Origin of the sequence: Ancylobacter amanitiformis (assembly GCF_030814815.1) — a bacterium.
Lineage (GTDB): Bacteria > Pseudomonadota > Alphaproteobacteria > Rhizobiales > Xanthobacteraceae > Ancylobacter > Ancylobacter amanitiformis.
The window spans coordinates 13271-37398 of the sequence record NZ_JAUSVR010000005.1; the positions used below are offsets into that span (position 1 = coordinate 13271).

The window sequence follows — 24128 nt, forward strand, 5'->3', positions numbered from 1 at the left end:
TTCGAGCGAAGCGGATTCCGGTTCGCGTGAAGAAAACGCATTAAAACAACGACTTGCAGCGCTACTGGCTGCGCAGGGCCGGCTGCAAGGCCCCGACACCGGCGCCGCCCGAAGAGGACTGGTTGTGACCGTCGGCCTGCAGGTTGCCGCTGATCTTCACGCAGGTCGACGTGCCCGACAGCCGCGCGAAACCGGCGCCATAGCTGGCGCAGAACGGGTCCACCTTGGCCGGGCCGTTGGCCGGGTCCCCCGCCACGGCGGCGGCCGGGCTCTTTACCGTGCCGGCCTGGGCCGGCGCCAGGAACAAAGGCGCCAAGAACAAAGGCGCCGCGAGCAAAAGCGCCGCGAGCAAAGGCGCCACGAGCCCAGGGGCCGCCGCGCAGACCGCTCCGACGAGAACCCGCCCACGTCCCGCGCCCATCCTGGCCCCGCCCCTGTTCCTGTCGCTGTTCCCGCGCGGCCGCGCCCTGGGGCGCGACACGCGGGAATCTCGCGCGCGATTGCGGCCCGATCGCGGCGAGGGAACCCGCGCCGATCCGATTGCGCTGCAATCCGATCGGCGGGTGCTCTAGCATGGGGCCGATTCGTCGAAACCCCCGGATGCCATCATGCTTCCCACGCCTGAACGGCCGGTTCTCGCCACCAGCGCGGCCGTGTTCCATGAGGGCCGCGTGCTGCTGGCCCGCCGCGGCGCGCGCCCGGCGCAGGGCCTGTGGACGCTGCCCGGCGGGCGGGTGGAGCCGGGCGAGACGCTGGCCGATGCCGCCGCGCGCGAACTCATGGAGGAGGTCGGCGTCGAAGCGGAGATTCTCGGCGTGGCCGGGGCGGTCGACGTCATCCTGCGCGACGCGCAGGGCGAGGTGAGCGCGCATTTCGTGGTGGTCGCCCATGCGGCGCGCTGGCGCTGCGGCATGCCCACGACCGGGCCGGAAGCCGCCGAAATCGGTTGGTTCGAGCCTGCGGCGCTACCGGACGGGACGACGGAGGGACTGCCCGGCATCGTTGCGAGGGCGGCGCTCATCGTGCAGGCGGCCAGCCATGGGCCGGGCCAAGCTCCCGGCCAAGCTTCCGGCCAAGCTTCCGGCGAGGTGCCCGGCGATGTGGCCAGGCAGGCGTGAGGCGATCTTGACGCCGGCGCGGGCGGGGCTCATCCATCCCTCATGAAGACACCCGCTCCGCTCGTCGCGCTATCATCCGCGCTGCTGCTCGGCCTCAGCCTCGTGCCGGCCCTCGGCCAGGCGAGCGAGGGCGCGCCGCCGCCCTATGAGCCGGACCTGACGCGGCTGTCGGAAATCCTCGGCGCGCTGCACTATATCCGCCCGCTCTGTGGCGCCACCGAAGGCACCCGCTGGCGCGACGAAATGACGGCGCTGATCGAGGCGGAACAGCCCTCGGACACGCGGCGCGGCCAGCTTGTCGCCGCCTTCAACCGCGGTTATGACAGCTATCGGCAGGTTTATCACAGCTGCACGCCCTCCGCCGAACTCGCCAGCCAGCGTTATCTCGAGACCGGCGCCAAGCTCTCCCGCGACATTGCAGCGCGCTATGGCAGCAACTGACCGCGTCGAGCCGGCCGGCCCGGGGGCGATTTCTCGCCCTAGGCAAGGGGCTTGCGCCGGCATCGGTATTCCGGCACGTGTCACATTTTTGTCGCACCGAATTAACCTTCCTTCAATTCTTGCGCGGAAGCTCCGGCGCGGCGTGCTAGTGTGCCCATTGGGGTGCGTTGCTCGCACGCGGAGGAAAGATATTGTCCCAGCTTCCCGAGACGCACGACATCGACGACAGGGCTGACAAGGCCCATGAAGACGAGCGCCACGCGGCGCTGGCCTATCTCGATGAAGCGTGGAACGAGGCGGTCTATGACGGGCTGGACGAGGATTGCCTCGCGCAGGCGGCCCTGTTTACCGCCATACGTTCGATGGTCGCCACCTATGGCGAGGATGCCGCTGCCGATTTCGCCGAACGTCTGGCCGGCCGGATTCGCGCCGGCGAATACACGATCCCGGAAAACCGGCAGTAAGGCGCCTCATCCGTTGGATCGTTCACGGACGAAAATGTCGAGGCCGTCACGATCGGCCTCGATCCGGCTCCAGCCGAGACGTTGATAAGAGGGCGCGTTCTGCGCCGTGGCGCAGAGATGGAGCCGCGCGTGACCGGCCGCGAAGGCGGCCCGGGTGGCATGGCGAACCAGCGCGGCACCGATTCCCTGCCGCCGCGCGGCCGGCTCCACCCAGAGCGCCGCGAGCCAGGGCGTCAGGCCCGGCCGATCCTTGATGTCGCTCTCGATCAGCGCCACCGTGCCGAGGAATTCCGCGCCGCGATGCGCGACGAAACTTGAGGGGATCGCCGCCTTCGCCGGAATGAGGCTCTCATCGAGCCGGGCGCGCAGCGCGGCGAGCGGCGTGCCGGCCTCCCGCCACCATGCCCGCCATACGCGATCGGCGACGATCGGCGCGAAGCCGGGCACGCGCCGCAGATCATCAATGGCGACGGGGTTGGGATCGGTATCCGCGATCATGGCGGCGGCACGCTACGATCCATGGTGTTGTCAAACACCCCGTGCCACGGCCCGCGCCGTGAAACGGCGGCGATGGACGGGGCGGGCATTCAACCTGACGTCCCGGCTGACGTCCCGGACGACAAAAAGCGCGGCGACCTCCGTCACCGCGCCTTCATCATGTCTCGTGCCGTCTCGATCCAGCCGGGACCCGCGCCATAAAGCAGGCCGCGCCTGCCTCAGCGATGGGCGCCAGCGCCGGCGCCGGCAACGACCTTCGGCTTGGACGGCAGCAGGCCTTCACGCTGGGCGCGCTTGCGAGCCAGCTTGCGGGCGCGACGGACGGCCTCGGCCTCCTCGCGGGCGCGCTTCTCGGACGGCTTCTCGTAATGGCCGCGCAGCTTCATCTCGCGGAAAATGCCTTCGCGCTGCATCTTCTTCTTCAGGGCCTTCAGGGCCTGATCGACATTGTTGTCCCGAACGAGAACCTGCACGTGTCTTCCTCTTCGTGCTCTGCTGTCGCGTCTGCGTTGAATTCGCTCAGATCGGGCGAGCGTCTCACGCAGGGCGCAAGGCCACGTTCCACCGATCAAGGTGTGGGCTCATAGCAGACGCCCCAAGGCTTGTCCACAGCCCAAACTGGCATGCCAGACAAACGCCGCCCGAGCTAATCGATTCAACGCGCAGGGCTTTCCGAGACAGGGTTTTCCGAGGCGAAAACTTCCAAGGCGAAAACTTCCAAGGTGAAAATTTCCAAGGCGGCGCTCACGCGCCGTGAATGGCGATCACCTCGGCCTCGGCGGCCTTGAGCCGGAACGCCAGCGCCGCCTGATATTCCGGCGAGCGGTAGGCGGCGAGCGCGGTCTCGTAATCCTTGAAGGCCAGCACCACGTTGCGCGAGCGCGCCGGCCCGTGCACCACTTCATGCCGGCCGCCGCGCACGAGGAACCAGCCCTTGTAGGTCTCCACCGCGATGGCGTCGGCCGCGACATAGGACTTGTAGGTCTCGGGGTCGTGCACGTCGATGCGCATCACCCAATAGGCCGTGCCGGGGCCCTCGGCCGGGCCTGTCATGACATTGGCGGCCGGCTGGTCGCCGGTATAGCCCTCGATGATCAGGTGCTCATCCTCCGCCGAGGCGGTGCGGTGGGCATAAGCGGCCTGATAGACCGGCGAATGGAAGCAGGCGAGCGCGGTCTCGTAATCCTTGAACTCGACCACGACGTTGCGCGCGCGGGCCGTGCCTTCCAGCACCTCGAAAGCGCCGCCACGCACCAGGAAGCGACCGCCAAAGGCGGCGATGGCCTCATCCGCGCCCGGCACGTAGAGCTTGTAGCGCTCAGGGTCGCGCACATCGATCCGGCTGATCCAGTAGCCCTTGGCCATCGTCGTCGATCCTTCTGGCGAAATATCTTACAGGCGAAACGTCTTGCGGGCGAAACGTCTTGCGGGCGAAACGCCGTGTCGCGAATGTCTCAGGAAGCCGCCAGCGCGGCGGCGATCTCCGCCTGCACCGCGCGCGCCGCGGCGGCCGGGTCGGGCGCGGCGACGATGGGCCGGCCGACCACGAGATGGTCGGCGCCGGCACGGATGGCGGCAAAGGGAGTGGCGATGCGCTTCTGGTCGCCCGATGCCGCGCCTTCCGGACGCACGCCGGGGGTGACGATGGCACGGTCGGGTCCCAGCAGCGTGCGCACCCGCGTGGCATCGGTCGGGGCGCAGACGATGCCGTCAATGCCGGTCTCGCGCGCCTGCACCACCCGGCGGGCCACCGTCTCCTCGACGCCGGCGCTGTAGCCGGCGGCGCGCAGGTCGGCCTCGTCATAGGAGGTGAGCACCGTGACGGCGAGGAGGCGCAGCGCGCTCCCCTCCCGGCCCTCTACCGCCGCCCGCATGGTCTGGGGATAGGCGTGAACCGTGGCGAAGCTGGCCCCGAGCGCGGCGAGGCTGGCAATGCCGCGCGCGACCGTGTTGCCGATATCGTGCAGCTTGAAGTCGATGAACACCTTCCGGCCGTCCGCGATCAACTCGCGGGCGAGGCCCAGGCCGCCCGCGAAGCCGAGCTCATAGCCGATCTTGTAGAAGCTGACGGTGTCGCCGAGCTGCGCCACGAGGCTCTCGGCCGCGCCGACCGAGGGAAGATCAAGCGCGACGATCAGCCGGTCTCTCGGGTCGGTCATCGGCGCGCTCATCGGCTGGTCTCCCCGCTTGCCTCAGGCGCGCAGGCCGGACCTGAGCGCCGCCTGCTCGATAAGCGTTGCCAGCAGCGCGCGCAACCTCTGCTGCGCGCGTTCGTCCTTGAGATCGCCATTCTCGGCGAACGCGCTTCCCGCGCCCGCCACCATGGCCTGCTCGGCCAGAACCAGCGCGCCCAGCCCCAGTGCCAGCACCTGGCGCAGCATCATCGAAGCGCGGTAGCCGCCAAGCGCGCCCGGCGAGGTGGAGCCGATGGCGAAGACCGGCTTCCTGAAGGCATCGCCCTCGCCTTTCGCGCGGCTCGCCCAGTCGAGCGCGTTCTTCAGCAGCGGCGGGACGCCGGCATTATATTCCGGGGTGACGATGAACACCCCATCCGCCAGCGCCAGCTGGTCGCGCAGCCGCATGGCGGGAGACGGCACACCGTCGGACGCCTCGGCATCGGCGTCGTAGATCGGCAACGGATAGTCGGCGAGGGAGATCAGCACCGGCTCGCAGTCGAGCCGCGCCAGTTCCTTGGCCGCCAGCGCGGCGAGGGCCGCCGAATAGGCGCCCGTCCGGATGGAACCGGCGAATGTCAGGATTCTCGGCCGACGCATCGTCGCCTCCAATATGAGTCGTCCGGCGGAGGATCCCGCCAGCCCGCCGGATATGTGGGGCGCATGCCGCGCGGCGCCAGCGCCGGAAGCCGCACGGATATCGGCGGCGCACGGTGGCGAGGTATCAGGCGGCGGCCTGCCCGGCCTCACGCGCGCGATAGACCCAGACCCGCGCGGGCGGCAGGTTCGCCCAGACGCGCTGGCTGACATGCGCGTCGAAGCGCTCGGGCCGCAGCGGCATCGGCGAAACCACCGCGTAGGTGAACTGGATGAAGGGGGCCTGCGCGCACGACATCTCGAACGCCTGGTCGAGCAGGGAATAGCGCTCCTCCACCGGGCGGGTGAACAGCGGCAGGCTCGACACCACGGCGGCGGCGGGTGCGCTGACGCTGTCGCCCAGCGTCGCCTTCATGCCGTAGGCATCGCCCTGGATCACCGTGGCGCGCGGGAAGCGGGCCCGCAGCAGCGTGCAGAATTCGGGGTTGAACTCGATCAGCACGAGCCGATCCTCGGCCACGCCGCGCCGCAGCAGCGCATTTGTCACCGGGCCGGTGCCGGGGCCAAGCTCGATCACCGGGCCCGGGCGGGCGGGATCGACATAATTGGCCATGGTCCGCGCCAGCGCCCGGCCCGAAGGCGACACCGCCCCGGTGCGCAGCGGGTTCTGCAGCCAGGAGCGCAGGAAGCGAACCTCGTCAGGGCGCGATTTCGGGTCGGTGGTCTTGCAGGCGCGGGAGGCGGAGCGGTGAATCATGCCACGAAAATTCCGATGTGCCCCTGGAACGGGCGGTTGCGGAAACCCCCCTGAGCCGAACCGGCTCAAGAGACCCTAAAGCGCTTGACCCGACATGTTAAGCCCCTGCCATGACGCGCCGATTACGCCCTTATGAGCCTATTCCGCCTCGCCGGCAAAGAAATCCCTAACCTTGGCGAAGAATCCGCTGGATTCGGGGTGCGTCTCCTTCGAACATTCTGCATCGAACTCCGCCAGAAGTTCACGCTGACGTCGCGTCAGGTTTTGCGGCGTTTCGACGACGACCTGAACATACATATCGCCGCGCGTGCGGGTGCGCAGCACGGGCATGCCCTTGGCGGACAGCCGGAAGCGCTTGCCGGACTGGGCGCCCTCGGGGACCTTCACCTTCGTGGTGTCGCCGTCAATGGTCGGCACCTCGAAGGAGCCGCCGAGCGCGGCCGTGACCATGGAGATCGGCGCACGGCAGAACAGGTCCGCGCCATCACGCTGGAAGAACTCGTGCGGCGCGATGGACAGGAAGATGTAGAGGTCGCCCGGCGGGCCGCCGCGCAGCCCCGCCTCGCCCTCATTGCCGAGCCGGATGCGCGTGCCATCCTCGACGCCGGCGGGAATGGCGACTTCCAGCGTGCGCTCGCGCGTGGTGCGGCCCGCGCCGGCGCAGGCCGGGCACGGATCCTCGATCACCTGGCCCCGGCCCTGGCAGGTCGGGCAGGTGCGCTCCAGCGTGAAGAAGCCCTGGGCCTGGCGGATGCGGCCGGAACCGGAGCAGGTGCGGCAGCTGGTGGGCTGGGTGCCGGGCTTGGCGCCGGAGCCCGAGCAGGTCTCGCAGACGATGGAGGTCGGCAGGCGCACCGTGGCGTTCTTGCCGCCAAAGGCCTCCTCCAGCGTGATCTCCATGTTGTAGCGCAGGTCCGCCCCGCGCTCGCGCCCGCCGCGGCCGCCTCCACCGCCGCCGCCACGCCGGTTGCCGGCCATGCCGAACAGGTCGTCGAAAATGTCCGAGAAGGTGGAGGCGAAGTCATTGCCGAAGCCCGCTCCGGCGCCGCCTCCGCCCATGCCGCCATCGAAGGCCGCATGGCCGAAACGGTCATAGGCCGCCCGCTTCTGCGGATCCTTGAGGATGTCATAGGCCTCGCTGATCTCCTTGAAGCGCATCTCCGCCTCGGCATTGCCGGGGTTCTTGTCGGGATGCCACTTCATGGCGAGCTTGCGATAGGAGCTTTTCAGCTCGCCGTCGCTGCAGGTCTTGGTGACTTCGAGGAGTTCGTAATAGTCGGTCTTGGACATGTGCGAATGGACCTAGGCGGACGTGTCCGGCAGACGGAGCGTCGCGCGGTTCGTGCCGGATGGCGCCCCGCCTCAGCGCGGCGGCCACGCGGATCAAGGCAGCCGCGCCATGCAGGATTCTTGCCGGTCGACCCGGCCAGTCCAGACATGAGCGGCCACAGGCCACCCGCGCAGCGCAGGCTGCCGGATAGAAATCCGCCCCCGGAAGGGATTCCGGGGGCGGTGCTCAGCTGTCAGGCCGTCAGGCCGACTTCTTCTTGTCGTCGTCGACCTCGGTGAACTCGGCGTCCACCACGTCGTCCTTCGGCGCGCCGCCGGCATCCGCGCCGCCCGACTGGGAGGCATACATCGCCTCGCCCAGCTTCAGGCTCGCCTGCGCCAGCGTGTTGGTCTTGGTGGCGATCGCCTCGGCGTCGTCACCCTCGATCGCGCTCTTGAGCTCGGTGAGCGCGGTCTCGATGGCGGCCTTCTCGGGCGCGCCGACCTTGTCGCCATGCTCGCCCAGCGCCTTCTCGGTGGAGTGGATCAGCGCCTCGGCGTGGTTCTTGGCTTCCACCACCGCGCGACGCTTCTTGTCCTCCTCGGCATGCGCCTCGGCGTCCTTCACCATCTTGTCGATATCGGTGTCGGACAGGCCGCCGGAGGCCTGGATGCGGATCTGCTGCTCCTTGCCGGTGCCCTTGTCCTTGGCCGAGACGTTGACGAGGCCGTTGGCGTCGATGTCGAAGGCGACCTCGATCTGCGGCACGCCGCGCGGCGCGGGAGGAATGCCGACGAGATCGAACTGGCCCAGGATCTTGTTGTCCTGCGCCATTTCGCGCTCGCCCTGGAACACGCGGATGGTCACCGCGGTCTGGCCGTCCTCGGCGGTGGAGAAGGTCTGGCTCTTCTTGGTCGGGATGGTGGTGTTGCGGTCGATCAGGCGCGTGAACACGCCGCCCAGCGTCTCGATGCCGAGCGAGAGCGGGGTCACGTCGAGCAGCAGCACGTCCTTCACGTCGCCCGCCAGCACGCCGGCCTGGATCGCGGCGCCGATGGCGACCACTTCATCCGGGTTGACGCCCTTGTGCGGCTCCTTGCCGAAGAACTGCTTCACCACTTCCTGCACCTTGGGCATGCGGGTCATGCCGCCGACGAGCACGACCTCGTCGATCTGCCCGGCGGTGAGGCCGGCATCCTTGAGCGCCTTGCGGCAGGGCTCGACGGTGCGCTGGATCAGGTCGTCGACCAGCGCCTCGAACTTGGCGCGGGTCAGCTTCAGCGTCAGGTGCTTGGGGCCGGTCGCGTCGGCGGTGATGAAGGGCAGGTTGATCTCGGTCTGCGTCGCGGAGGACAGCTCGATCTTGGCCTTCTCGGCCGCTTCCTTCAGGCGCTGAAGGGCGAGCTTGTCGTTGCGCAGGTCGATGCCCTGCTCCTTCTTGAACTCGTCGGCGAGATAGCCGACGAGGCGCATGTCGAAATCCTCGCCGCCGAGGAAGGTGTCGCCATTGGTCGACTTCACCTCGAACACGCCGTCGCCGATTTCCAGCACCGACACGTCGAACGTGCCGCCGCCGAGGTCATAGACCGCGATGGTGCCGGCCTGCTTCTTGTCGAGGCCGTAGGCCAGCGCGGCGGCGGTCGGCTCGTTGATGATGCGCAGCACTTCGAGGCCGGCAATGCGGCCGGCATCCTTGGTGGCCTGGCGCTGGGCGTCGTTGAAATAGGCCGGGACGGTGATGACCGCCTGCGTCACCTTCGAGCCCAGATACGATTCCGCGGTCTCCTTCATCTTCTGCAGCGTGAAGGCGGAGATCTGCGAGGGCGAATATTTCTTGCCGTCCGCCTCGACCCAGGCGTCGCCATTGTCGGCCTTGATGATCTTGTAGGGGACGAGGTCCTTGTCCTTGGCGACCATCGGGTCGTCATAGCGGCGGCCGATGAGGCGCTTCACCGCGAAGAAGGTACGCTCGGGATTGGTCACGGCCTGCCGCTTGGCCGGCTGGCCGACGAGGCGCTCGCCATCCTCGGTGAAGGCGACGATGGACGGCGTGGTGCGCGCGCCCTCCGCATTCTCGATCACCTTGGGCGAAGAGCCTTCCATGACGGCGACGCAGGAATTGGTCGTACCGAGGTCGATACCGATGACTTTAGACATACTGTCTCTCCTTCTGGCAGGCCGGCCGGGCCTTCGCGAAGCACCCGGAGAGGAAAAAGGGCGGCACGCTGCCATCCCGTCCCTCCGGACCGGCCCCCAAACTCATGGGGTACGGCGCTGTCCACGCCGTTCGAGGCCGATATAGGGGGCGGCCGTTTCCGCTGCAAGAAGGCGCACGCGGCGAAAATGGGCCGCCCGCCCGCGCCGCCGTGATTCAGCCGGCACGGCGCGCCGCGAGGCGCGCCGCCTTCGGCCTCAGGCGACCGCCAGAGAGGGCGCGCGGAAGCGGCCGGCGAGGGTCCGCAGCACCGGAATCTGCGCGTTCAGCTCGCGCCAGTGGCGCGGCTCCAGTTCCAGGATGGCGATGGCGCCCTCGTTCGGCTGCACGGCCGCGACGACCCCGTCCCAGTCGATGCCACCCCAGCCGATCGGCAGATGCAGGTCACCCTCGCCCAGCGCCACCGCCTCGGCCGGGTGATAGGTCCACAACTCGCTCGGCCGGCCGAACGAATCATGCAGGTGGAAATGCACGACATGGGGCGCCAGCGCGGCGATTTCCTTGAGCGGGTCGATCCGCGCATCGGTGCAGCGTATATAGGCGTGGCTCACATCCAGCGTCGCCTTCACCGCGCGGTGGTCGATGGCGGCGAGTTCGCCGGCCAGCTTGGACGGCGTCGCGGTCTCGCGCGCCTGGCCGTAGCGGAAGATGTTCTCCACGCACAGCGTGACGCCGAGCGCGGCGGCATGGTCGCCGGCACGGGCGAGCGCGTCGCGCTGGCGCGAATAGGCGACCTCGATATCATCGTCATGGTCACGCACCACGCCGGTATGCATCACCAGATGCTGCGCCCCGAGGGCGGCGGTCAGCTCGATATTGGCGGCCAGCACCTTCTCGTGGCGGGGCAGGCGTTCGGCCACGTCCATCAGGTTGATGGCCAGCGTGCCGTGCACGGTGTAGCCGACCCGGCGGCCGGCCAGAGCCGCCTGCAGGTCCTTCACCCGGTCCTGCAGCAGCCGGCCCTCGACCATGAGATGCCATGCATAGACCGGCAGTTCCACCACGTCGACGCCCAGCGCCTCCGCCTCGTCGAGGCTGGCGCCGAGATCGTCGAACTCGGCACTGCCCTCGCGGATGGAATAGCCGACGGCGCGAATGGGGGAAGCCGGAATGTGCATCTGCATCCTGACGTGTTTCCTGATCGTTCGAAGTGGGTGACGGCGCAACGGGCGCTGCGCCGCGAGTTCTCGGGTCCGCATCGCGGCGGCGGAGCGTAGCGCCCGTCGAGCCGTGCCGGGCGGAAACCGGCCGTGCGACGCGCCCATGCGGCCGGCGCGCCACATTGGGGACGCTCCTGCGCCGCCAACATGACACGCGAATGTCCGATCAGCCTAATGCCGCAACGTCAACCCGCTACCCGCGCCGCCCTGCCGCCCCCTGTCATGGACGGCATGATCCAGCCCGACGCCGCGCCGAGCCCGTCGCGCGCGATGGTCGCCGGGCACCCGAGAGGACCGGCAATGTGACAGGCTTCATCCTCGATCGGCATCGGCCTGAAACGCCGGCCCGGGGTTGCGGCACAGAACGCCTTGATCCCCTCCCGCTGGCGGGTGTTCCGCTCGCTCCACACGAAGATACCGCGCTCCGGTTCGCCCGGCGGGGTCCCTGCCATGACCGCCCCCGCATCGCCTTACCGGCCATTAACGATCTGGATACGATACATCGCGAAATGCGTGGGAGGGCGACTGCGCAGGCGCCCGCCGCAATGCCATGTTGACGCCGCGATGGCTTGCGATGACGCCTGAACCCTTCTAATCGATGCATCAGGCGCGGCCCTCTGGCCCACCTCAGCTTTCCCCGGACAATGCAGCTCTATCATCACCCCTTCTGTGCACACTCGCGCCTGATCCGGCTCGCCCTCGGCGAGATGGGGATCGAGCCCGAGCTGATCGAGGAACACGTCTGGGAGCGGCGGGCGGAATTCCTCATGCTCGACCCCGCCGGCATCACGCCGGTTCTGGTCGAGAATGACGGCTTCGTGGTTCCCGGCGGCGACCTCATCGCCGAGTATCTCGACGAGACGCGCGGCGACCATCTCGGCGACCGGCGCCTGCTGCCGGTGGATCTCTACGCCCGCGTCGAGGTGCGGCGGCTCACCGCCTGGTTCAATCACAAGTTCTTCGCGGAAGTCTCCGAGCCGCTGGTGCGCGAGAAGGTGTACAAGCGCCGCATGCCGCGCGAATTCGGCGGCGGCCCGCCGGAAATGTCGATCATCCGCGCCGCCCGGGCCAATATCCGCTACCATCTGCAATATATCGGCTGGCTGCTGAAGTCGCGGAACTGGCTGGCGGGCGAGCGCATGAGCTATGCCGATCTTGCCGCGGCGGCGCATATTTCAGTCGTCGACTATCTCGGCGACGTGCCCTGGGACGAGGACGAGGGAGCGAAGATTTGGTACGCCCGGATCAAGTCGCGCCCGGCCTTCCGTCCGCTGCTGGCACTGACCGTGGCGGGCATGCCGCCGGCGCCGTGCTACGCCGACCTCGACTTTTGAGCCCCGCCGCCGCCAAGGACCTTCTCGTCGCCCTCGCCCGTGAGGAAGGCTTCGACGCCCTCGGCGTCGCCGCTCCCGATTCCATCCCGCGGGCCGGCGCGAGGCTTCGCCAGTGGATCACGGAGGGCGCCCATGGCGACATGGCGTGGATGGCGGAGACCACGGAGCGCCGCGCCGCGCCGGCGCAACTGTGGCCCGAGGTCGGGTCGGTGCTCATGCTCGGCCTGAATTACGGGCCGGACGAGGACCCGCGCGCGGCACTGGCCGACCGGACGCGCGGTGCCATTTCGGTCTATGCGCGCGGCGACGATTATCACGACCTGATCAAGGGCAAGCTCAAGCGCATCGCCTCGCGCTTCGTGCCGCGCGCGGGTGGCCCGGAGAACGTCCAGGTGAAGGTGTTCGTCGACACCGCGCCGCTGATGGAGAAGCCGCTCGCCGAGGCCGCCGGGCTCGGCTGGCAGGGCAAGCACACCAATCTCGTGTCCCGCGCGCGTGGTTCCTGGCTGCTGCTCGGCGCCATCGCCACCACGCTCGCCCTGCCGCCGGATGCGCCTGAGCGCGACCATTGCGGCTCCTGCCGCGCCTGCCTCGACGCCTGCCCGACGCAGGCCTTCCCCGCCCCCTACCGCATCGACGCGCGACGCTGCGTCTCCTATCTCACCATCGAGCACCAGGGCCCCATCCCGCGCGAACTGCGCGCCGGGATCGGCAACCGCATCTATGGTTGCGACGATTGTCTCGCCGCCTGCCCGTGGAACAAGTTCGCCGCGCTCGGCCGTGAGGCCCGGCTGGCGGCGCGGGCGGAAAACCGCGCGCCGGCGCTGGCCGAACTGGCGCGGCTGGACGATCCGAGCTTCCGCACCCGCTTCGCCAAGAGCCCGATCAAGCGCACCGGCCGCGTGCGCTTCCTGCGCAACGTGCTGGTAGCCATCGGCAATTCGGGCGAACCCGAACTTGTTCCGGAGGCGGAACGTCTTCTGGCCGACCCGCATCCGCTGGTGCGCGGCGCGGCCGTGTGGGCGCTGTCACGCCTGCTCGACGGGCCCGCGCTCGCCCGGCTCAAAGCCGCCCATGCCGGTGAGCAGGACGACGAAGTGCGCCGCGAATGGCGGCTCGGTGCTGGCGTGCCGGAGGCGGCGGAGGCGCGATCATGAATTCACGGTCGAGAGTGCTGCCCGGATGACGACGCTGCTCTGCCTCGGCTTCGGCTATTGCGCCCGGCACTTCGCCGCGCGCCGTGCCGGCGCCTTCGCGCGCATCACCGGCACCGGCCGGAACGATGCCCAACAGGATGGCGTGGAGATGATCCGTTTCGACGGCGCCGCCTCCCCCGCCCTCCTCGAGGCAGCCCGCGCGGCCGACATCGTGCTGGCCTCCGCCGCGCCCCTTGAGGCGGGCGATCCGTTCCTGCCGAGCCTGGGCGCGGCGCTGGCCGCCGGCGCGGGGAAAGGGCCGCTGATCTATCTCTCCACCATCGGTGTCTATGGCGACACGGGCGGCGGCTGGATCGACGAGAGCGCGCCGACGGATGCCGCGGCGCCCCGCGCGCGGCGGCGTATCGAGGCCGAGGCGGCCTGGCGCGCGCTCGGGCAGGCGGCCGGCCGGCCGGTCGCCGTACTGCGGCTCGGCGGCATTTACGGGCCCGGCCGCAACGCGCTCGCCGACCTCGCGGCGGGCACCGCCCGCTGCATCGAGCGCGAGGGCCAGGTGTTCAACCGCATCCATGTCGACGACATTGCCGGCGCGATCGGCGCGGTGATCGACGCCGGTTTCGACGGCATCCTCAATGTGGTGGACGGCGAGCCCTCGCCCTCCTGCGCGCCGGTCGCCTTTGCCGCGCGGCTGATGGGCCTGCCGGAGCCGCAGCCGATGCCGTTCGAGCAGGCCGCCGCCAGCCTGTCGCCGATGGCGCTGTCCTTCTGGGCGGACAATCGGCGGGTGCGCAATGACCGCCTGATCGCGCTCACCGGCCCCCTCGCCCATCCCAGTTATCGCGAAGGGCTTGCCGCGCTGTTCGCCGCTGGCGAGGGCGGTGGTCAGGGCTCGCGGCCCTCCGGGGGTCGCGCGCCATAGGCGCGCATGAAATTGTCGACCGCATGCACCACCACCCGATCCACGGTCGCCGCATCGGGCTGCGGCGAGCCGCCGAACAGCATCGGCATGACAATCAGCGCGTGGCAGCCGACGAGGAACTGCCACGCCGCGAGTTCGAGGTCGTCGACCCTCAGTTCGCCCGCGGCGCATTTGCCGCGCAGCCAGCCGCACAGCCGCTCCACCCCGGCATCGGGTCCGGCCGAGAGATAGGTGCGGCCGATTTCCGGCAGCTTCTCGGCAATGCCGACCACCATGCGCACGGTGGCGATGTGCTCCGGGCGGATCATCGCCCGGAGATAAAGATGGCCGGTCCGGGTCAGCGCCTCGCGCACGTCGGCATCGGGATCCAGCGCGAAACTCTGCTCGGCCGTCTCCTGGCAGACCTCGCTCACCACCGCGGCGAACAGCCCCTCCTTGGAGGGAAAATAGACATAGAGAGTGCCCTTCGAGACGCCGGCGGCACGGGCGATCTCGCCCATGCTGGCGCCATCGAACCCGCTCGACAGGAAAACATCGCGCGCGCCGGCGAGGATCCGCCGCTGCTTGTCCGAATTCGGCCGGCTGCCACCGGTGGCCAGCCCCCCCGCCGCGACGGCGCTCGCCTCCCCTTCCGGATCGGCGGACATATCGTTTGACGTACTGGTCATGCTGGACACGTTGAGCCGATGGTCAGGGGGCAGGGCAGGGCAGCGTACGGCGACGGTGGGAAGCGATTCGATCTTTGACGCAACACAGGCGCGATCTCAATGGTTTCCGGAGCGGTCTCCGTACCAGGAATTTATTTTTGACCAAACCGTTCAGTATAGCTTGCCGGGCGCGGCAATTCGTTCTATCAAATGGGTCATCCGACGGTCCGCTCCTCGGGAGGCTCCCGCAAGCCGCTCGAACTTTCGCGACCGATGGTAGAGGGAGGGGGCTCATTCCGCCCCCCGGATCCTCCTCCCTCGTCCTCTTCCCGCGTGTTCAAAAAGCTGCGGGCGGCGCAATGCCGTGCCCCGACGCAAGGACAGCCGGAGGTTCCGCTTGGCGCCGCCGCGCGGTCGGGTTAATGCTGCTGCGCCGGACGCGTCCGGCCTTCCAGCGCGAATCCGGATCGCCATGACCTCATTTGTCGTCCCTCGCTGCGTGCCCGGCCCCGCTCGGGGTTTTGCGCCGGATGCGTCAGCCCGGACAAATCATGGCTAAGGGTGTCTCCGTCGGCGGCCGCTCCGTGCCCTTCGCGGCAGAAGTCGCCGCGCTCGGCGTCGTGTTCGGCGATATCGGCACCAGCCCGCTCTACGCCTTCAAGCAGGGCCTGCTCGCGGTCGGTGGCGGTGCCGTGAGCGATGCCGACGTGCTCGGCCTGCTCTCGCTGATCACCTGGTCGATCATTCTCTCGGTGACGATCAAATACGTCATGCTGGTGCTGCGCGCCGACAATGACGGCGAAGGCGGCATCCTCGCGCTCGTCACGCTGCTCGACCTGCACCGCTCGTCGACCGGCAAGCGCCTGTGGCTGCTGGTCGTCGGCCTGATCGGCGCCGCCATGCTGATCGGCGACGGCGTGCTGACCCCGGCCATGTCCGTGCTCTCGGCGATCGAGGGGCTCGAAGTCATCGCACCGGCGCTCGATCACTGGATCGTCGCCCTCACCGTGATGGTGGTCCTGGCGGTGTTCCTCTCCCAGCGCGCCGGCACCGACCGCATCGGCGCCTTTTATGGGCCGGTGATGCTGCTCTGGTTCAGCGCGCTTGGCGGGCTCGGTGTCTATGGCATCGTGCAGGCTCCGCAGGTTCTGTGGGCGCTCGATCCGCAATACGGGGTGGCGCTGCTGGTCGCCCACCCGTTTCTCTCCGGCGCGGTGCTGGGTGCCACCTTCCTCGCCATCACCGGCGGCGAGGCGCTCTATGCCGATCTCGGCCATTTCGGCCGGCCGGTCATCACGCGGGCCTGGCTGTTCGTGGCGATGCCGGCGCTGCTGCTCAATTATTACGGGCAGGGCGCCAACGTGCTGGTGCACCGCGAAGCGGTGCGCAATCCGTTCTACGACCTCTCGCCCGATCCGCTCGACCTGCCGCTGCTGATCCTGGCCGCCTGCGCCACCGTGATCGCCTCGCAGGCCATCATCACCGGCGTGTTCTCGCTCGCCAAGCAGGCCATCGAGCTTGGCTACCTGCCGCCGATGCGCATCAGCTACACCAGCGAGCACAACGATCAGCACATCTATATCGGCCGGCTGAACTGGATCATGATGCTGGCCTGCGCCGCCATCGTCGTGTCGTTCGGCTCGTCGGACCGGCTGGCCTCGGCCTATGGCATCGCGGTCGCCATGGCGATGGTGGCGACGACGGTGCTGTTCGTCGCCTATGTCAAGCGCAGCTGGAACTGGCCGCTGCCGGCGCTGATCGGGCTGGCCGGCGGGCTGGCCGTCATCGACATATCCTTCGCCGCCGCCAATCTCACCAAGCTGCACGATGGCGGCTGGCTGCCCGTCACCATTGCCGCCATCGTGCTGGTGGTCATGGTGTCGTGGCGGCGCGGGCTGGAAGGGCTGGGCCTGCAGCAGCGGCGCTTCACCGAGCCGCTCGACGATTTCATCGCCCGCGGCAAGCCGCCGGCCTGCGCGGTGAGCCCGCGCACCGCCATCTTCCTGTCGCGTGGCGGCGCGGTGACGCCCGTGGCGCTGGGGCGCCTGTCGGACCTGCTCAACATCCAGTTCAGCAAGGCGGTGATCGTCTCGGTGTGGATCGCTTCGCGCCCGCGCGTGGCGGTGGACGAGCGGGTGCGCGTCACATCGCTCGATCCCGTGCATGTGCGGGTGGACGTGCGCTTCGGCTACATGCAGCAGATCGACGTGCCCTCGGTGCTCGGCCCGGCGCTCTACGCGCAGGGCATCGACCCCGACGATGCGGTCTACGTGATCGGCCATGAGCGGGTGATTCCGCCGGAGGAGATCCGCGGCGTTCGTGACGTGCTGGCCCATGTCTTCGCCTTCCTCGCCCGCAACGCGGAGCGCTCGGTCGACCGCTTCGGGCTGCCGCGCCCGCGCACCATCGAGATCGGCTATCCGGTCCGGCTGTAATCGCGCGCCGGCGGCGGCTCGATCACGGCCGCGCGATCCGCGCGCCGAGGCCATGCCTTCGCCGCTATCCCGGCCAACAAGCCGCCGCACCCGGCGCGGCGACGGGGCCGCACACGCGGCAGGGGCGATGACACCGCCGAGACATGCGGGCGCGGTTTCGAAAGGGCTCAAGGTCTGGTAGGCCTGCCGGGACCGTCCTGGGTGCGGAGACGATGATGGTGATTGTGCGATGAACGGGCTGAAGGCGGTTTTCGGCTGGCTGCGCCAACGCGTCGGCTGGCATGCGCTCGGCCTGGTGGCCAGCCTGGTCATCATCGGCATCGCCGCGGTCGTGCTGTTCCGGATGCTGCGCGGCATCCATCTGGGCGAGGTGTTCGACGCGCTCGCCGACACCGATCCCTGGCGCGTGGCGCTCGCCGCGCTGTTCGTGGCCGGCGCCTATTTCACCCTCACCTTCTATGACTGGTTCGCGCTGCGCACCATTGGCCGGCCGAACGTTCCCTACCGGGTGGCCGCGCTCGCCTCGTTCACCTCCTATTCGATCGGCCATAATCTCGGCTTCTCCGCCTTCACCGGCGGCACGGTGCGCTACCGCATCTATTCCGCCCACGGGCTGGGCGCGATCGACGTGGCCAAGCTGTGCTTCATCACCGGCCTCACCTTCTGGCTCGGCAACATCGCCATTCTCGGCCTTGGCATCACCGTCGAGCCGTGGGCGGCGAGCGCGGTGGACCAGCTGCCGGCCTGGATCAACCGGCTGATCGGCCTCGCGCTGCTGACGAGCCTTGCCGGCTACATTGTGTGGGTCGGCCTCAAGCCCCGCCGCATCGGCATCGGCAAGGGCCACTGGACGGTGACACTGCCGGGCTCGAAGCTCACCGCGCTGCAGATCGGCATCGGCATTATCGACCTCTCCTTCTGCGCGGCGGCGATGTATGTGCTGATGCCGGAGGCGCCGTTCATCGACCCGATCGCGCTCGGCGTGGTGTTCATCTCGGCGACGCTGCTCGGTTTTGCCAGCCACGCGCCGGGCGGGCTCGGCGTGTTCGACGCCGCCATGCTGGTGGCGCTGCCGCAGTTCGAGACGGAATCGCTGCTGGGCGCGCTGCTGCTGCTGCGGCTGCTCTATTACGTGACGCCCTTCGCCCTGGCGCTCATCCTGCTGGGCGTGCGCGAATTGCTGGTGAACCGCACCCGCCGCCGCGCCGCGCCGTGCGAGCCCGAGATTCCCATCGACCCGCTGGCCGAGATGCCGGTGCTGCAGGATGACGACGAGCCCGTGAAGGAAGCCGCCGCGCGCCGCCGCGCGTGAACGGCCGCGCCGGAGCGCAGCGCGCCGGCCCCTGTCAGGGCAGCAAAGACGGCACGAGGCTGTCCATCAGGCCGCCGGGCACCCGCGTCACCTTCACGCCCTTGGGCAGCTTGAAGATGGCCGGATCCTGCGTGCGGCGCTCAAGCGTCTCGGCCTCGAAGATCAGCGTCTTCTTGCCATTCACGTCCGCCACCGCCCGGAGCGTGATCCCGTCCTCGGTAACGCAGCTGTCGATCAGCGTGCCGGAGCGCTTTTCCTGCGCGCGCCAGACGTCGCAGGGCTGGCCGGCCACGATGTCGACGCCGGTGCGGGTGCCCTGACCGCCCATGTCGACCACCGCGAAATCGGCCGGCATCGCCATGTCGATCGCCATCCGGTCGAGACCGGGCAGCGACGCCATCACCAGCATGCGGTTGCGCGTGAAGTCGATGAGGCCGGTAAACGTGCCAGGCACGCCGAGCTGTTCGAGTTCGACCCGCATCCAGCCATGGCTGTGCGCCAGCGACAGGCGGGCACGCTCGGCGGTGCGGGCGGTGAGGTTGTAGTCGACCGCCGGGCGCGGCACCGGTTCACCGGCGAACGCCCCGCAAACCGGTATTGCGACGATAAGGGCGACGATCGCCAGCCCGTTCCTGCCCATCACTGCCCTGCCCCACGCCACGCGTCGTCGTCTCAGCTTCCGGACCGTCGGATACGTCCCGCACCCCGGCTCGACAGCCCGACAGGACCAGCTACCGCACGGTTATCGCGACCTTTATAGGGCAAACGTGATCAAATCTGTCGAACAGCGGCCCGTCGCGCCCACATTTTGTCATGTTCCAAAATGGCCGTCCACGGCGCGCCCGCCGTGTCGATCCTCGCCATGGCCATGCATGCCGCCATCAACAGCAGCGTGCGATCGTCGTCACATGGAAGCCGAAGGACTGTAGCATAAGCGGCAGATTCACCCTTCCCTTCGCCAGGCCCGGCCGCCATATGCGGCGGAACGGGACGGAGGGGCGCTACCACCACGCCGTTACGATGCCGATACCTGGCAGGAAGCGATCCAGCATGGCTCTCGGAGATTCGAGCCGGTTCATCGAAGACAATCTGTGGGAGCGCCTGGCCGGCGCCCGCTGGATTCTGGCTGCCGCGTGGCTCGGTCTCGGGGGCGCGGTCTGGACGGATGCGCTCGCCCTCATGCCGGCCATCGGCCTCGGCGCGCTGATCCTGGTGGCGGCGGGCGTATCGGCGCGGCGGCGCCCGGTAGCGGCCGCGCTGGCCCGGCTGACCAACGAGCCCAAGCCGCTGCGGCTGGGCGGCGAGGATCGGCTCACCGCCCTGGTGCGCGCGCTGCCCGATGCCGCGTTGCTGCTCGACCCGCGCGGCACGGTGGTGGTGGCCAATCTCCGCGCCTCCGGCGTCGTCGCCAGCGCCCGGGTCGGCGACCCGGTTTCCTTCGCCGTGCGCGTGCCGGAAGTGCTGGAGGCAATCCGCGCCGCCACCGCCGACGGCGTCGCCCGCCGCATCGAATTCGCCGAGCGCGTGCCACTGGACCGCTGGCTGCGCGCCGATATCGTGCCGGTACGCTCGGGCGAAGGGCGCGGCACCGCCACGGAAGCCGTGCTGCTCGGCTTCACGGACCTCACCGCCCAGCGACGGGTGGAGCAGATGCGGGTCGACTTCATCGCCAATGCCAGCCATGAGCTGCGCACCCCGCTCGCCTCGCTCTCCGGCTTTATCGAGACCCTGCAGGGCCCCGCCCGCAACGATGCCGGCGCGCGCGAACGGTTCCTGAAGATCATGGGCGAGCAGGCGCGGCGCATGTCGCGGCTCATCGACGACCTGCTCTCGCTGTCGCGCATCGAGATGAACGCGCATCTGCGCCCGGAGACCAAGGTCGATGTCACCGCGGTGCTCAGCCATGTGCGCGATGCGCTGGGGCCGCTCGGGCGCGAGCGGGGCGTGGAGATCGCCCTCGAGCACCCGCCCCAGCCCGTCGCCGTCCTTGGCGACCGCGACGAGCTTTTTCGGGTGTTCGAGAACCTGGTGGAGAACGCGCTGAAATATGGCGGCGCGGCCGGACGGGTGGAGATCGGCATCGTGCGCGAGGGCTCCGATGTCGTCATATCCGTGCGCGACTACGGCCCGGGCATCGCCCCCGAGCATGTGCCCCGGCTCACGGAACGCTTCTACCGGGTGGACACCGCCCATTCGCGCGAGCAGGGTGGAACCGGGCTCGGACTTGCCATCGTCAAGCACATCGTCGCCCGCCACCGCGGCCGGCTCGGCATCGAGAGCACGCCGGGCGAAGGATCGACCTTTTCGGTAAGACTGTCCGCCCTCCCCGTCGACGACAGGAAAACCACAACACTCTCAAGGCCTTGAAGCGTCATCAAGGTGTCATTGCGGCGTCATAGAACCTTGGCGCCGGGGGGGTACATAACCCGGTGTGAATGTGATCCACCGCCCCCGGCCAAAGGCGCTCCCCCAGGTCATGCGACCCGGCGGGTTCCGCCCGTCTCCCGAAACAAGGAGAAGACCCTTGAAACTGACCCGCATCCTCAGCGCCGCTGCGCTGACCTTCGGCCTTTCCAGCGCCGCTTTCGCTGCCGACATCACCGGCGCCGGCGCCACTTTCCCCGCCCCGGTCTATCAGGCATGGGCTGTCGCCTATAAGGACAAGTCCGGCACGGGCCTGAACTACCAGTCGATCGGCTCGGGCGCCGGCCAGACCCAGATCTTCAACCGCACCGTCGATTTCGGCGCTTCGGACGCTCCGGTGGCGGGTGACAAGCTCGCCGCCCAGAAGCTGCTGCAGTTCCCGGCCGTGATCGGTTCGGTCGTCGCGATCGTCAATCTCGACGGCATCGCCGCCAACCAGCTCAACCTCACCGGTCCGGTCCTTGCCGACATCTATCTCGGCAAGATCACCAAGTGGAACGACCCGAAGATCGCCGCCCTGAATAAGGGCTCGCAGCTGCCGGATCTGGCCATCGTTCCGGTCTATCGTTCGGACGGATCGGGCACCACCTTCGTGTTCGCCAGCTACCTTTCCGCCGTGAGCCCCGAGTGGAAGTCGAATGTCGGCGCTGCGACCTCGGTCCAGTGGCCGGCCGGCGCGGGCGGCAAGGGCAATGAAGGCGTTGCCGGCACCGTCAAGAACACCAAGGGCGCGATCGGTTACGTCGAGTACATCTACGCGTCGTCGAACAGCCTGATCACCACCCAGCTGCAGAACAAGGCCGGCAAGTTCGTCGCGCCGACGGTGCCCTCCTTCCAGGCGGCTGCCGCGAATGCGGATTGGGCCGGCGCCAAGGACTTCGCCGCCTCGATGATCGACACCCCCGGCGAGACCACCTGGCCGATCACGTCGGCGACCTTCATCCTGCTGCCGAAGGAGCCGAAGTCCGGCCCGCAGGCCGCCGAGGTGATCAAGTTCTTCGACTGGGCCTTCAAGGATGGCGGCGCCATCGCCGAGAAGCTGCACTACATCCCGCTCCCGGCCGATGTCGCGAACCGCGTTCGCGAAGCCTGGAAGACGGAAGTGAAGTTCGACGGCAAGCCCGTCTGGATGAACTGATCGTTCTCCGATCCAGCAAAAAGAGGGGCGGCCGTTTCGGCGGCCGTCCCTTCTCGTAAGCGCCACCCGAGAGTACCCGCGGTGAGTTTGGCCGCCGATGTTTTTCCGGCCCTGCCGGTTCCGGCATGGCTTCGCCGCCACGCCCCGACATGACGCACGAGACGCCTTAGCGAGCCCCGCGCGCGCAACCCGTCCCCCCAGGGGGTCCACGCCCACGGCGCTGACAGGATCACAGGAACATGGACGCCACGCTTACCGGAAACCAAGCAGCCTCGGCCATGGCCGCCGCGCGCAAGCCGACCGGCCGCCTCAGCGACCCCCTATTTGTCGGGGTGCTCTGGACCAGCGGCATCTTCGTGCTGATCCTGCTCGGCCTCATCATCGCCATGCTGTTCGAGGGCGGCCTGCCTGCCCTGCAGGAATTCGGCATCAGCTTCCTGTGGTCGACGACCTGGAATCCGGTGACCGAGAAGTTCGGCGCCGGCGTCATGGTGTTTGGCACCATCTTCAGCGCCGTCATCGCGGTGGTCATCGCGCTGCCGCTGTCCTTCGGCATCGCCTTCTTCCTCACCGAAATCGCGCCCGGCCCGCTGCGCCGGCCGATCGGCGTCGCCATCCAGCTGCTCGCCGCGATCCCGTCGATCATCTACGGCATGTGGGGCTTCTTCGTCATCGTGCCGCTGATGGCCGCCTATGTGCAGCCGCCGCTGATCGAACTGCTCGGCCCGCTGCCGGTGATCGGCGCGCTGTTCCAGGGGCCGCCGCTCGGCGCCGGCATGCTGACCGCCGGCCTGATCATGGCCATCATGATCCTGCCCTTCATCACCGCCATGTTCGTCGAGGTACTGGAATCGGTGCCGCCGATGATCAAGGAATCGGCCTATGGCGTGGGCGCGACCACCTATGAGGTGTACCGCAACGTCTCGGTGCCCTATGGCCGCACCGCCATGGTCGGTGCCGTCATGCTCGGCCTCGGCCGCGCGCTGGGCGAGACCATGGCCGTCACCTTCGTCATCGGCAATGCGACGCGCATGTCGGCCTCGCTCTTCGCGCCCGGCTCCACCATCGCCTCCACCATCGCCAACGAGTTCCCCGAAGCGGGCCCTGGCTCGCTGAAGCTTCAGTCGCTGCTGGAACTTGGTTTCATCCTCTTCGTCATCTCCTTCATCGTTCTGGCGCTCTCCCGGCTGCTGGTCCGCTCGAAGCTCAAGGGTTGAGGGGAAATCCCATGTCATCGCTCGCCCGTCGCCGCGCCACCGACTACACCGTCAAGGTGATCAGCGTCGCCTTCGCTGCCCTTGCCCTGCTGCTGCTCGCCTGGATCCTCTGGACCCTGGTGGTGCGGGGCCTGCCGGCCATCGGCCCGCATGTCTTTACCCGCATGACCCTGCCTCCGGGCGCCGGCGGCGGTCTGCTCAACGCCATTGTCGGCTCGCTGATCCAGATCGGCATCGCCCTCGCCATCGGCACGCCGATTGGCCTGATGTGCGGCACCTTCCTCGCGGAGCACGGCAAGAACACGCAGATCGGCAACGCCGTGCGCTTCGTCAATGACGTGCTGCTCTCGGCGCCCTCGATCCTGATCGGCCTCTTCGTCTACCAGCTGCTCGTCATGCCGTTCGGCGGATTTTCCGGCTGGGCCGGCGCTGCCGCGCTCGCCGTGATCATCATTCCGGTCGTGGTCCGCACCACCGAGGACATGCTGAACCTGGTGCCGATCGGCCTGCGCGAGGCGGCCTTCGCGCTCGGCGCGCCGCAGTGGAAGGTGGTCACGCTCATCACCTGGCGCGCGGCCCGTGCCGGCATCGTCACCGGCGTCCTGCTGGCCATCGCCCGCGCCGCCGGCGAGACCGCGCCGCTGCTGTTCACCTCGCTCGGCAATAATGGCTGGTCGCTCGACATGAACGCGCCGATGGCGTCGCTGCCGATCGCCATCTATCAATACGCTGCCAGTCCCTTCGAAGACTGGGTCGCCCTGGCCTGGGCCGGCGCCCTGCTCATCACCGTCGGGGTGCTCACCCTGAACATCCTTTCCCGCCTCGTCCTGGCGAAGATGAAGTGAGACGGA

At 68.6% G+C, this 24128-nt stretch carries 24 protein-coding genes; 12 read left to right on the plus strand and 12 right to left on the minus strand.

Features of this window, described 5'->3' with window-relative positions:
* Positions 1-61: 61 nt before the first annotated feature.
* Positions 62-316 (minus strand): porin, encoded by a 255-nt coding sequence (locus tag QOZ99_RS09295; RefSeq protein WP_306889698.1) that lies wholly within the window; start codon positions 314-316, stop codon positions 62-64.
* A gap of 292 nt (positions 317-608) precedes the next feature.
* On the opposite strand from QOZ99_RS09295, the gene QOZ99_RS09300 reads away from it, so the two are divergent.
* The 3 genes from QOZ99_RS09300 to QOZ99_RS09310 all read left to right on the plus strand — a co-directional run bounded on the left by QOZ99_RS09300 (position 609) and on the right by QOZ99_RS09310 (position 2023).
* Complete coding sequence (locus QOZ99_RS09300; protein WP_306889699.1) at positions 609-1118, plus strand: NUDIX hydrolase; 510 nt, start codon at positions 609-611, stop codon at positions 1116-1118.
* 42 nt (positions 1119-1160) lie between these two features.
* Positions 1161-1559: a TIGR02301 family protein gene (locus QOZ99_RS09305; RefSeq protein WP_306889700.1), complete on the plus strand. Its 399-nt coding sequence runs from the start codon at positions 1161-1163 to the stop codon at positions 1557-1559.
* A gap of 191 nt (positions 1560-1750) precedes the next feature.
* Entirely contained in the window at positions 1751-2023 is a 273-nt protein-coding gene (locus QOZ99_RS09310) for a hypothetical protein (protein ID WP_183188931.1), read from the plus strand.
* Positions 2024-2029: 6 nt separating this feature from the next.
* On the opposite strand, the gene QOZ99_RS09315 is transcribed toward QOZ99_RS09310, so the two are convergent.
* The 9 genes from QOZ99_RS09315 to QOZ99_RS09355 all read right to left on the minus strand — a co-directional run bounded on the left by QOZ99_RS09315 (position 2030) and on the right by QOZ99_RS09355 (position 10658).
* Positions 2030-2521, minus strand: a complete 492-nt coding sequence (locus tag QOZ99_RS09315) for a GNAT family N-acetyltransferase (RefSeq protein ID WP_306889701.1) — start codon at positions 2519-2521, stop codon at positions 2030-2032.
* 218 nt (positions 2522-2739) lie between these two features.
* Complete coding sequence (gene rpsU, locus QOZ99_RS09320) at positions 2740-2994, minus strand: 30S ribosomal protein S21 (protein WP_183188929.1); 255 nt, start codon at positions 2992-2994, stop codon at positions 2740-2742.
* Positions 2995-3265: 271 nt separating this feature from the next.
* Positions 3266-3886: a DUF1330 domain-containing protein gene (locus QOZ99_RS09325; RefSeq protein WP_306889702.1), complete on the minus strand. Its 621-nt coding sequence runs from the start codon at positions 3884-3886 to the stop codon at positions 3266-3268.
* 89 nt (positions 3887-3975) lie between these two features.
* Positions 3976-4692 (minus strand): orotidine-5'-phosphate decarboxylase, encoded by a 717-nt coding sequence (gene pyrF, locus QOZ99_RS09330; RefSeq protein WP_306889703.1) that lies wholly within the window; start codon positions 4690-4692, stop codon positions 3976-3978.
* A 21-nt stretch (positions 4693-4713) separates the two neighbouring features.
* Positions 4714-5295, minus strand: a complete 582-nt coding sequence (locus tag QOZ99_RS09335; protein ID WP_306889704.1) for an NADPH-dependent FMN reductase — start codon at positions 5293-5295, stop codon at positions 4714-4716.
* 124 nt (positions 5296-5419) lie between these two features.
* The gene (locus QOZ99_RS09340; protein WP_306889705.1) at positions 5420-6049 is read right to left on the minus strand and encodes a class I SAM-dependent methyltransferase; all 630 of its coding nucleotides are present in this window, start codon (positions 6047-6049) and stop codon (positions 5420-5422) included.
* Positions 6050-6187: 138 nt separating this feature from the next.
* Positions 6188-7339: a molecular chaperone DnaJ gene (gene dnaJ, locus QOZ99_RS09345; protein ID WP_306889706.1), complete on the minus strand. Its 1152-nt coding sequence runs from the start codon at positions 7337-7339 to the stop codon at positions 6188-6190.
* 241 nt (positions 7340-7580) lie between these two features.
* Positions 7581-9476, minus strand: a complete 1896-nt coding sequence (gene dnaK, locus QOZ99_RS09350; RefSeq protein WP_306889707.1) for a molecular chaperone DnaK — start codon at positions 9474-9476, stop codon at positions 7581-7583.
* A 255-nt stretch (positions 9477-9731) separates the two neighbouring features.
* Entirely contained in the window at positions 9732-10658 is a 927-nt protein-coding gene (locus tag QOZ99_RS09355; RefSeq protein ID WP_306889708.1) for a sugar phosphate isomerase/epimerase family protein, read from the minus strand.
* Between the two features lie 680 nt (positions 10659-11338).
* Here QOZ99_RS09355 and QOZ99_RS09360 point away from each other — a divergent pair.
* Genes QOZ99_RS09360 through QOZ99_RS09370 form a run of 3 tightly spaced genes read left to right on the plus strand, consistent with a single transcriptional unit; the run spans position 11339 to position 14104 of the window.
* Positions 11339-12028, plus strand: a complete 690-nt coding sequence (locus tag QOZ99_RS09360; protein ID WP_306889709.1) for a glutathione S-transferase family protein — start codon at positions 11339-11341, stop codon at positions 12026-12028.
* Positions 12025-13185: a tRNA epoxyqueuosine(34) reductase QueG gene (gene queG, locus QOZ99_RS09365; RefSeq protein WP_306889710.1), complete on the plus strand. Its 1161-nt coding sequence runs from the start codon at positions 12025-12027 to the stop codon at positions 13183-13185. Before QOZ99_RS09360 ends, queG begins: the two co-directional genes overlap by 4 nt.
* 25 nt (positions 13186-13210) lie before the next feature.
* A complete protein-coding gene (locus tag QOZ99_RS09370) occupies positions 13211-14104 on the plus strand; it encodes an NAD-dependent epimerase/dehydratase family protein (protein ID WP_306889711.1) in 894 nt (297 codons plus the stop codon).
* Here the strand turns inward: QOZ99_RS09370 and QOZ99_RS09375 are convergent.
* Positions 14068-14772: a TetR/AcrR family transcriptional regulator gene (locus tag QOZ99_RS09375; RefSeq protein ID WP_306889712.1), complete on the minus strand. Its 705-nt coding sequence runs from the start codon at positions 14770-14772 to the stop codon at positions 14068-14070. The two genes, QOZ99_RS09370 and QOZ99_RS09375, sit on opposite strands and share 37 nt — an antisense overlap.
* A 530-nt stretch (positions 14773-15302) precedes the next feature.
* Here QOZ99_RS09375 and QOZ99_RS09380 point away from each other — a divergent pair.
* Entirely contained in the window at positions 15303-17186 is a 1884-nt protein-coding gene (locus QOZ99_RS09380; protein ID WP_306889713.1) for a potassium transporter Kup, read from the plus strand.
* Between the two features lie 229 nt (positions 17187-17415).
* Positions 17416-18498, plus strand: a complete 1083-nt coding sequence (locus QOZ99_RS09385) for a putative bifunctional lysylphosphatidylglycerol flippase/synthetase (RefSeq protein WP_306889714.1) — start codon at positions 17416-17418, stop codon at positions 18496-18498.
* A gap of 34 nt (positions 18499-18532) precedes the next feature.
* On the opposite strand, the gene QOZ99_RS09390 is transcribed toward QOZ99_RS09385, so the two are convergent.
* A complete protein-coding gene (locus tag QOZ99_RS09390; RefSeq protein ID WP_306889715.1) occupies positions 18533-19141 on the minus strand; it encodes a hypothetical protein in 609 nt (202 codons plus the stop codon).
* A 407-nt stretch (positions 19142-19548) separates the two neighbouring features.
* On the opposite strand from QOZ99_RS09390, the gene QOZ99_RS09395 reads away from it, so the two are divergent.
* The 4 genes from QOZ99_RS09395 (at position 19549) to pstA (ending at position 24122) form a co-directional block, all read left to right on the plus strand.
* On the plus strand, positions 19549-20865 hold the full coding sequence (locus QOZ99_RS09395) for an ATP-binding protein (RefSeq protein ID WP_306889716.1): 1317 nt from the start codon (positions 19549-19551) through the stop codon (positions 20863-20865).
* 157 nt (positions 20866-21022) lie between these two features.
* Positions 21023-22060 carry a phosphate ABC transporter substrate-binding protein PstS gene (pstS, locus tag QOZ99_RS09400; protein ID WP_306889717.1) on the plus strand — a complete coding sequence of 346 codons (1038 nt, stop codon included), beginning with the start codon at positions 21023-21025 and terminating at the stop codon, positions 22058-22060.
* Positions 22061-22299: 239 nt separating this feature from the next.
* On the plus strand, positions 22300-23277 hold the full coding sequence (gene pstC / locus QOZ99_RS09405) for a phosphate ABC transporter permease subunit PstC (RefSeq protein WP_306889718.1): 978 nt from the start codon (positions 22300-22302) through the stop codon (positions 23275-23277).
* Between the two features lie 11 nt (positions 23278-23288).
* Positions 23289-24122 (plus strand): phosphate ABC transporter permease PstA, encoded by an 834-nt coding sequence (gene pstA / locus QOZ99_RS09410; protein ID WP_306889719.1) that lies wholly within the window; start codon positions 23289-23291, stop codon positions 24120-24122.
* The last annotated feature ends 6 nt before the right edge of the window (positions 24123-24128 follow it).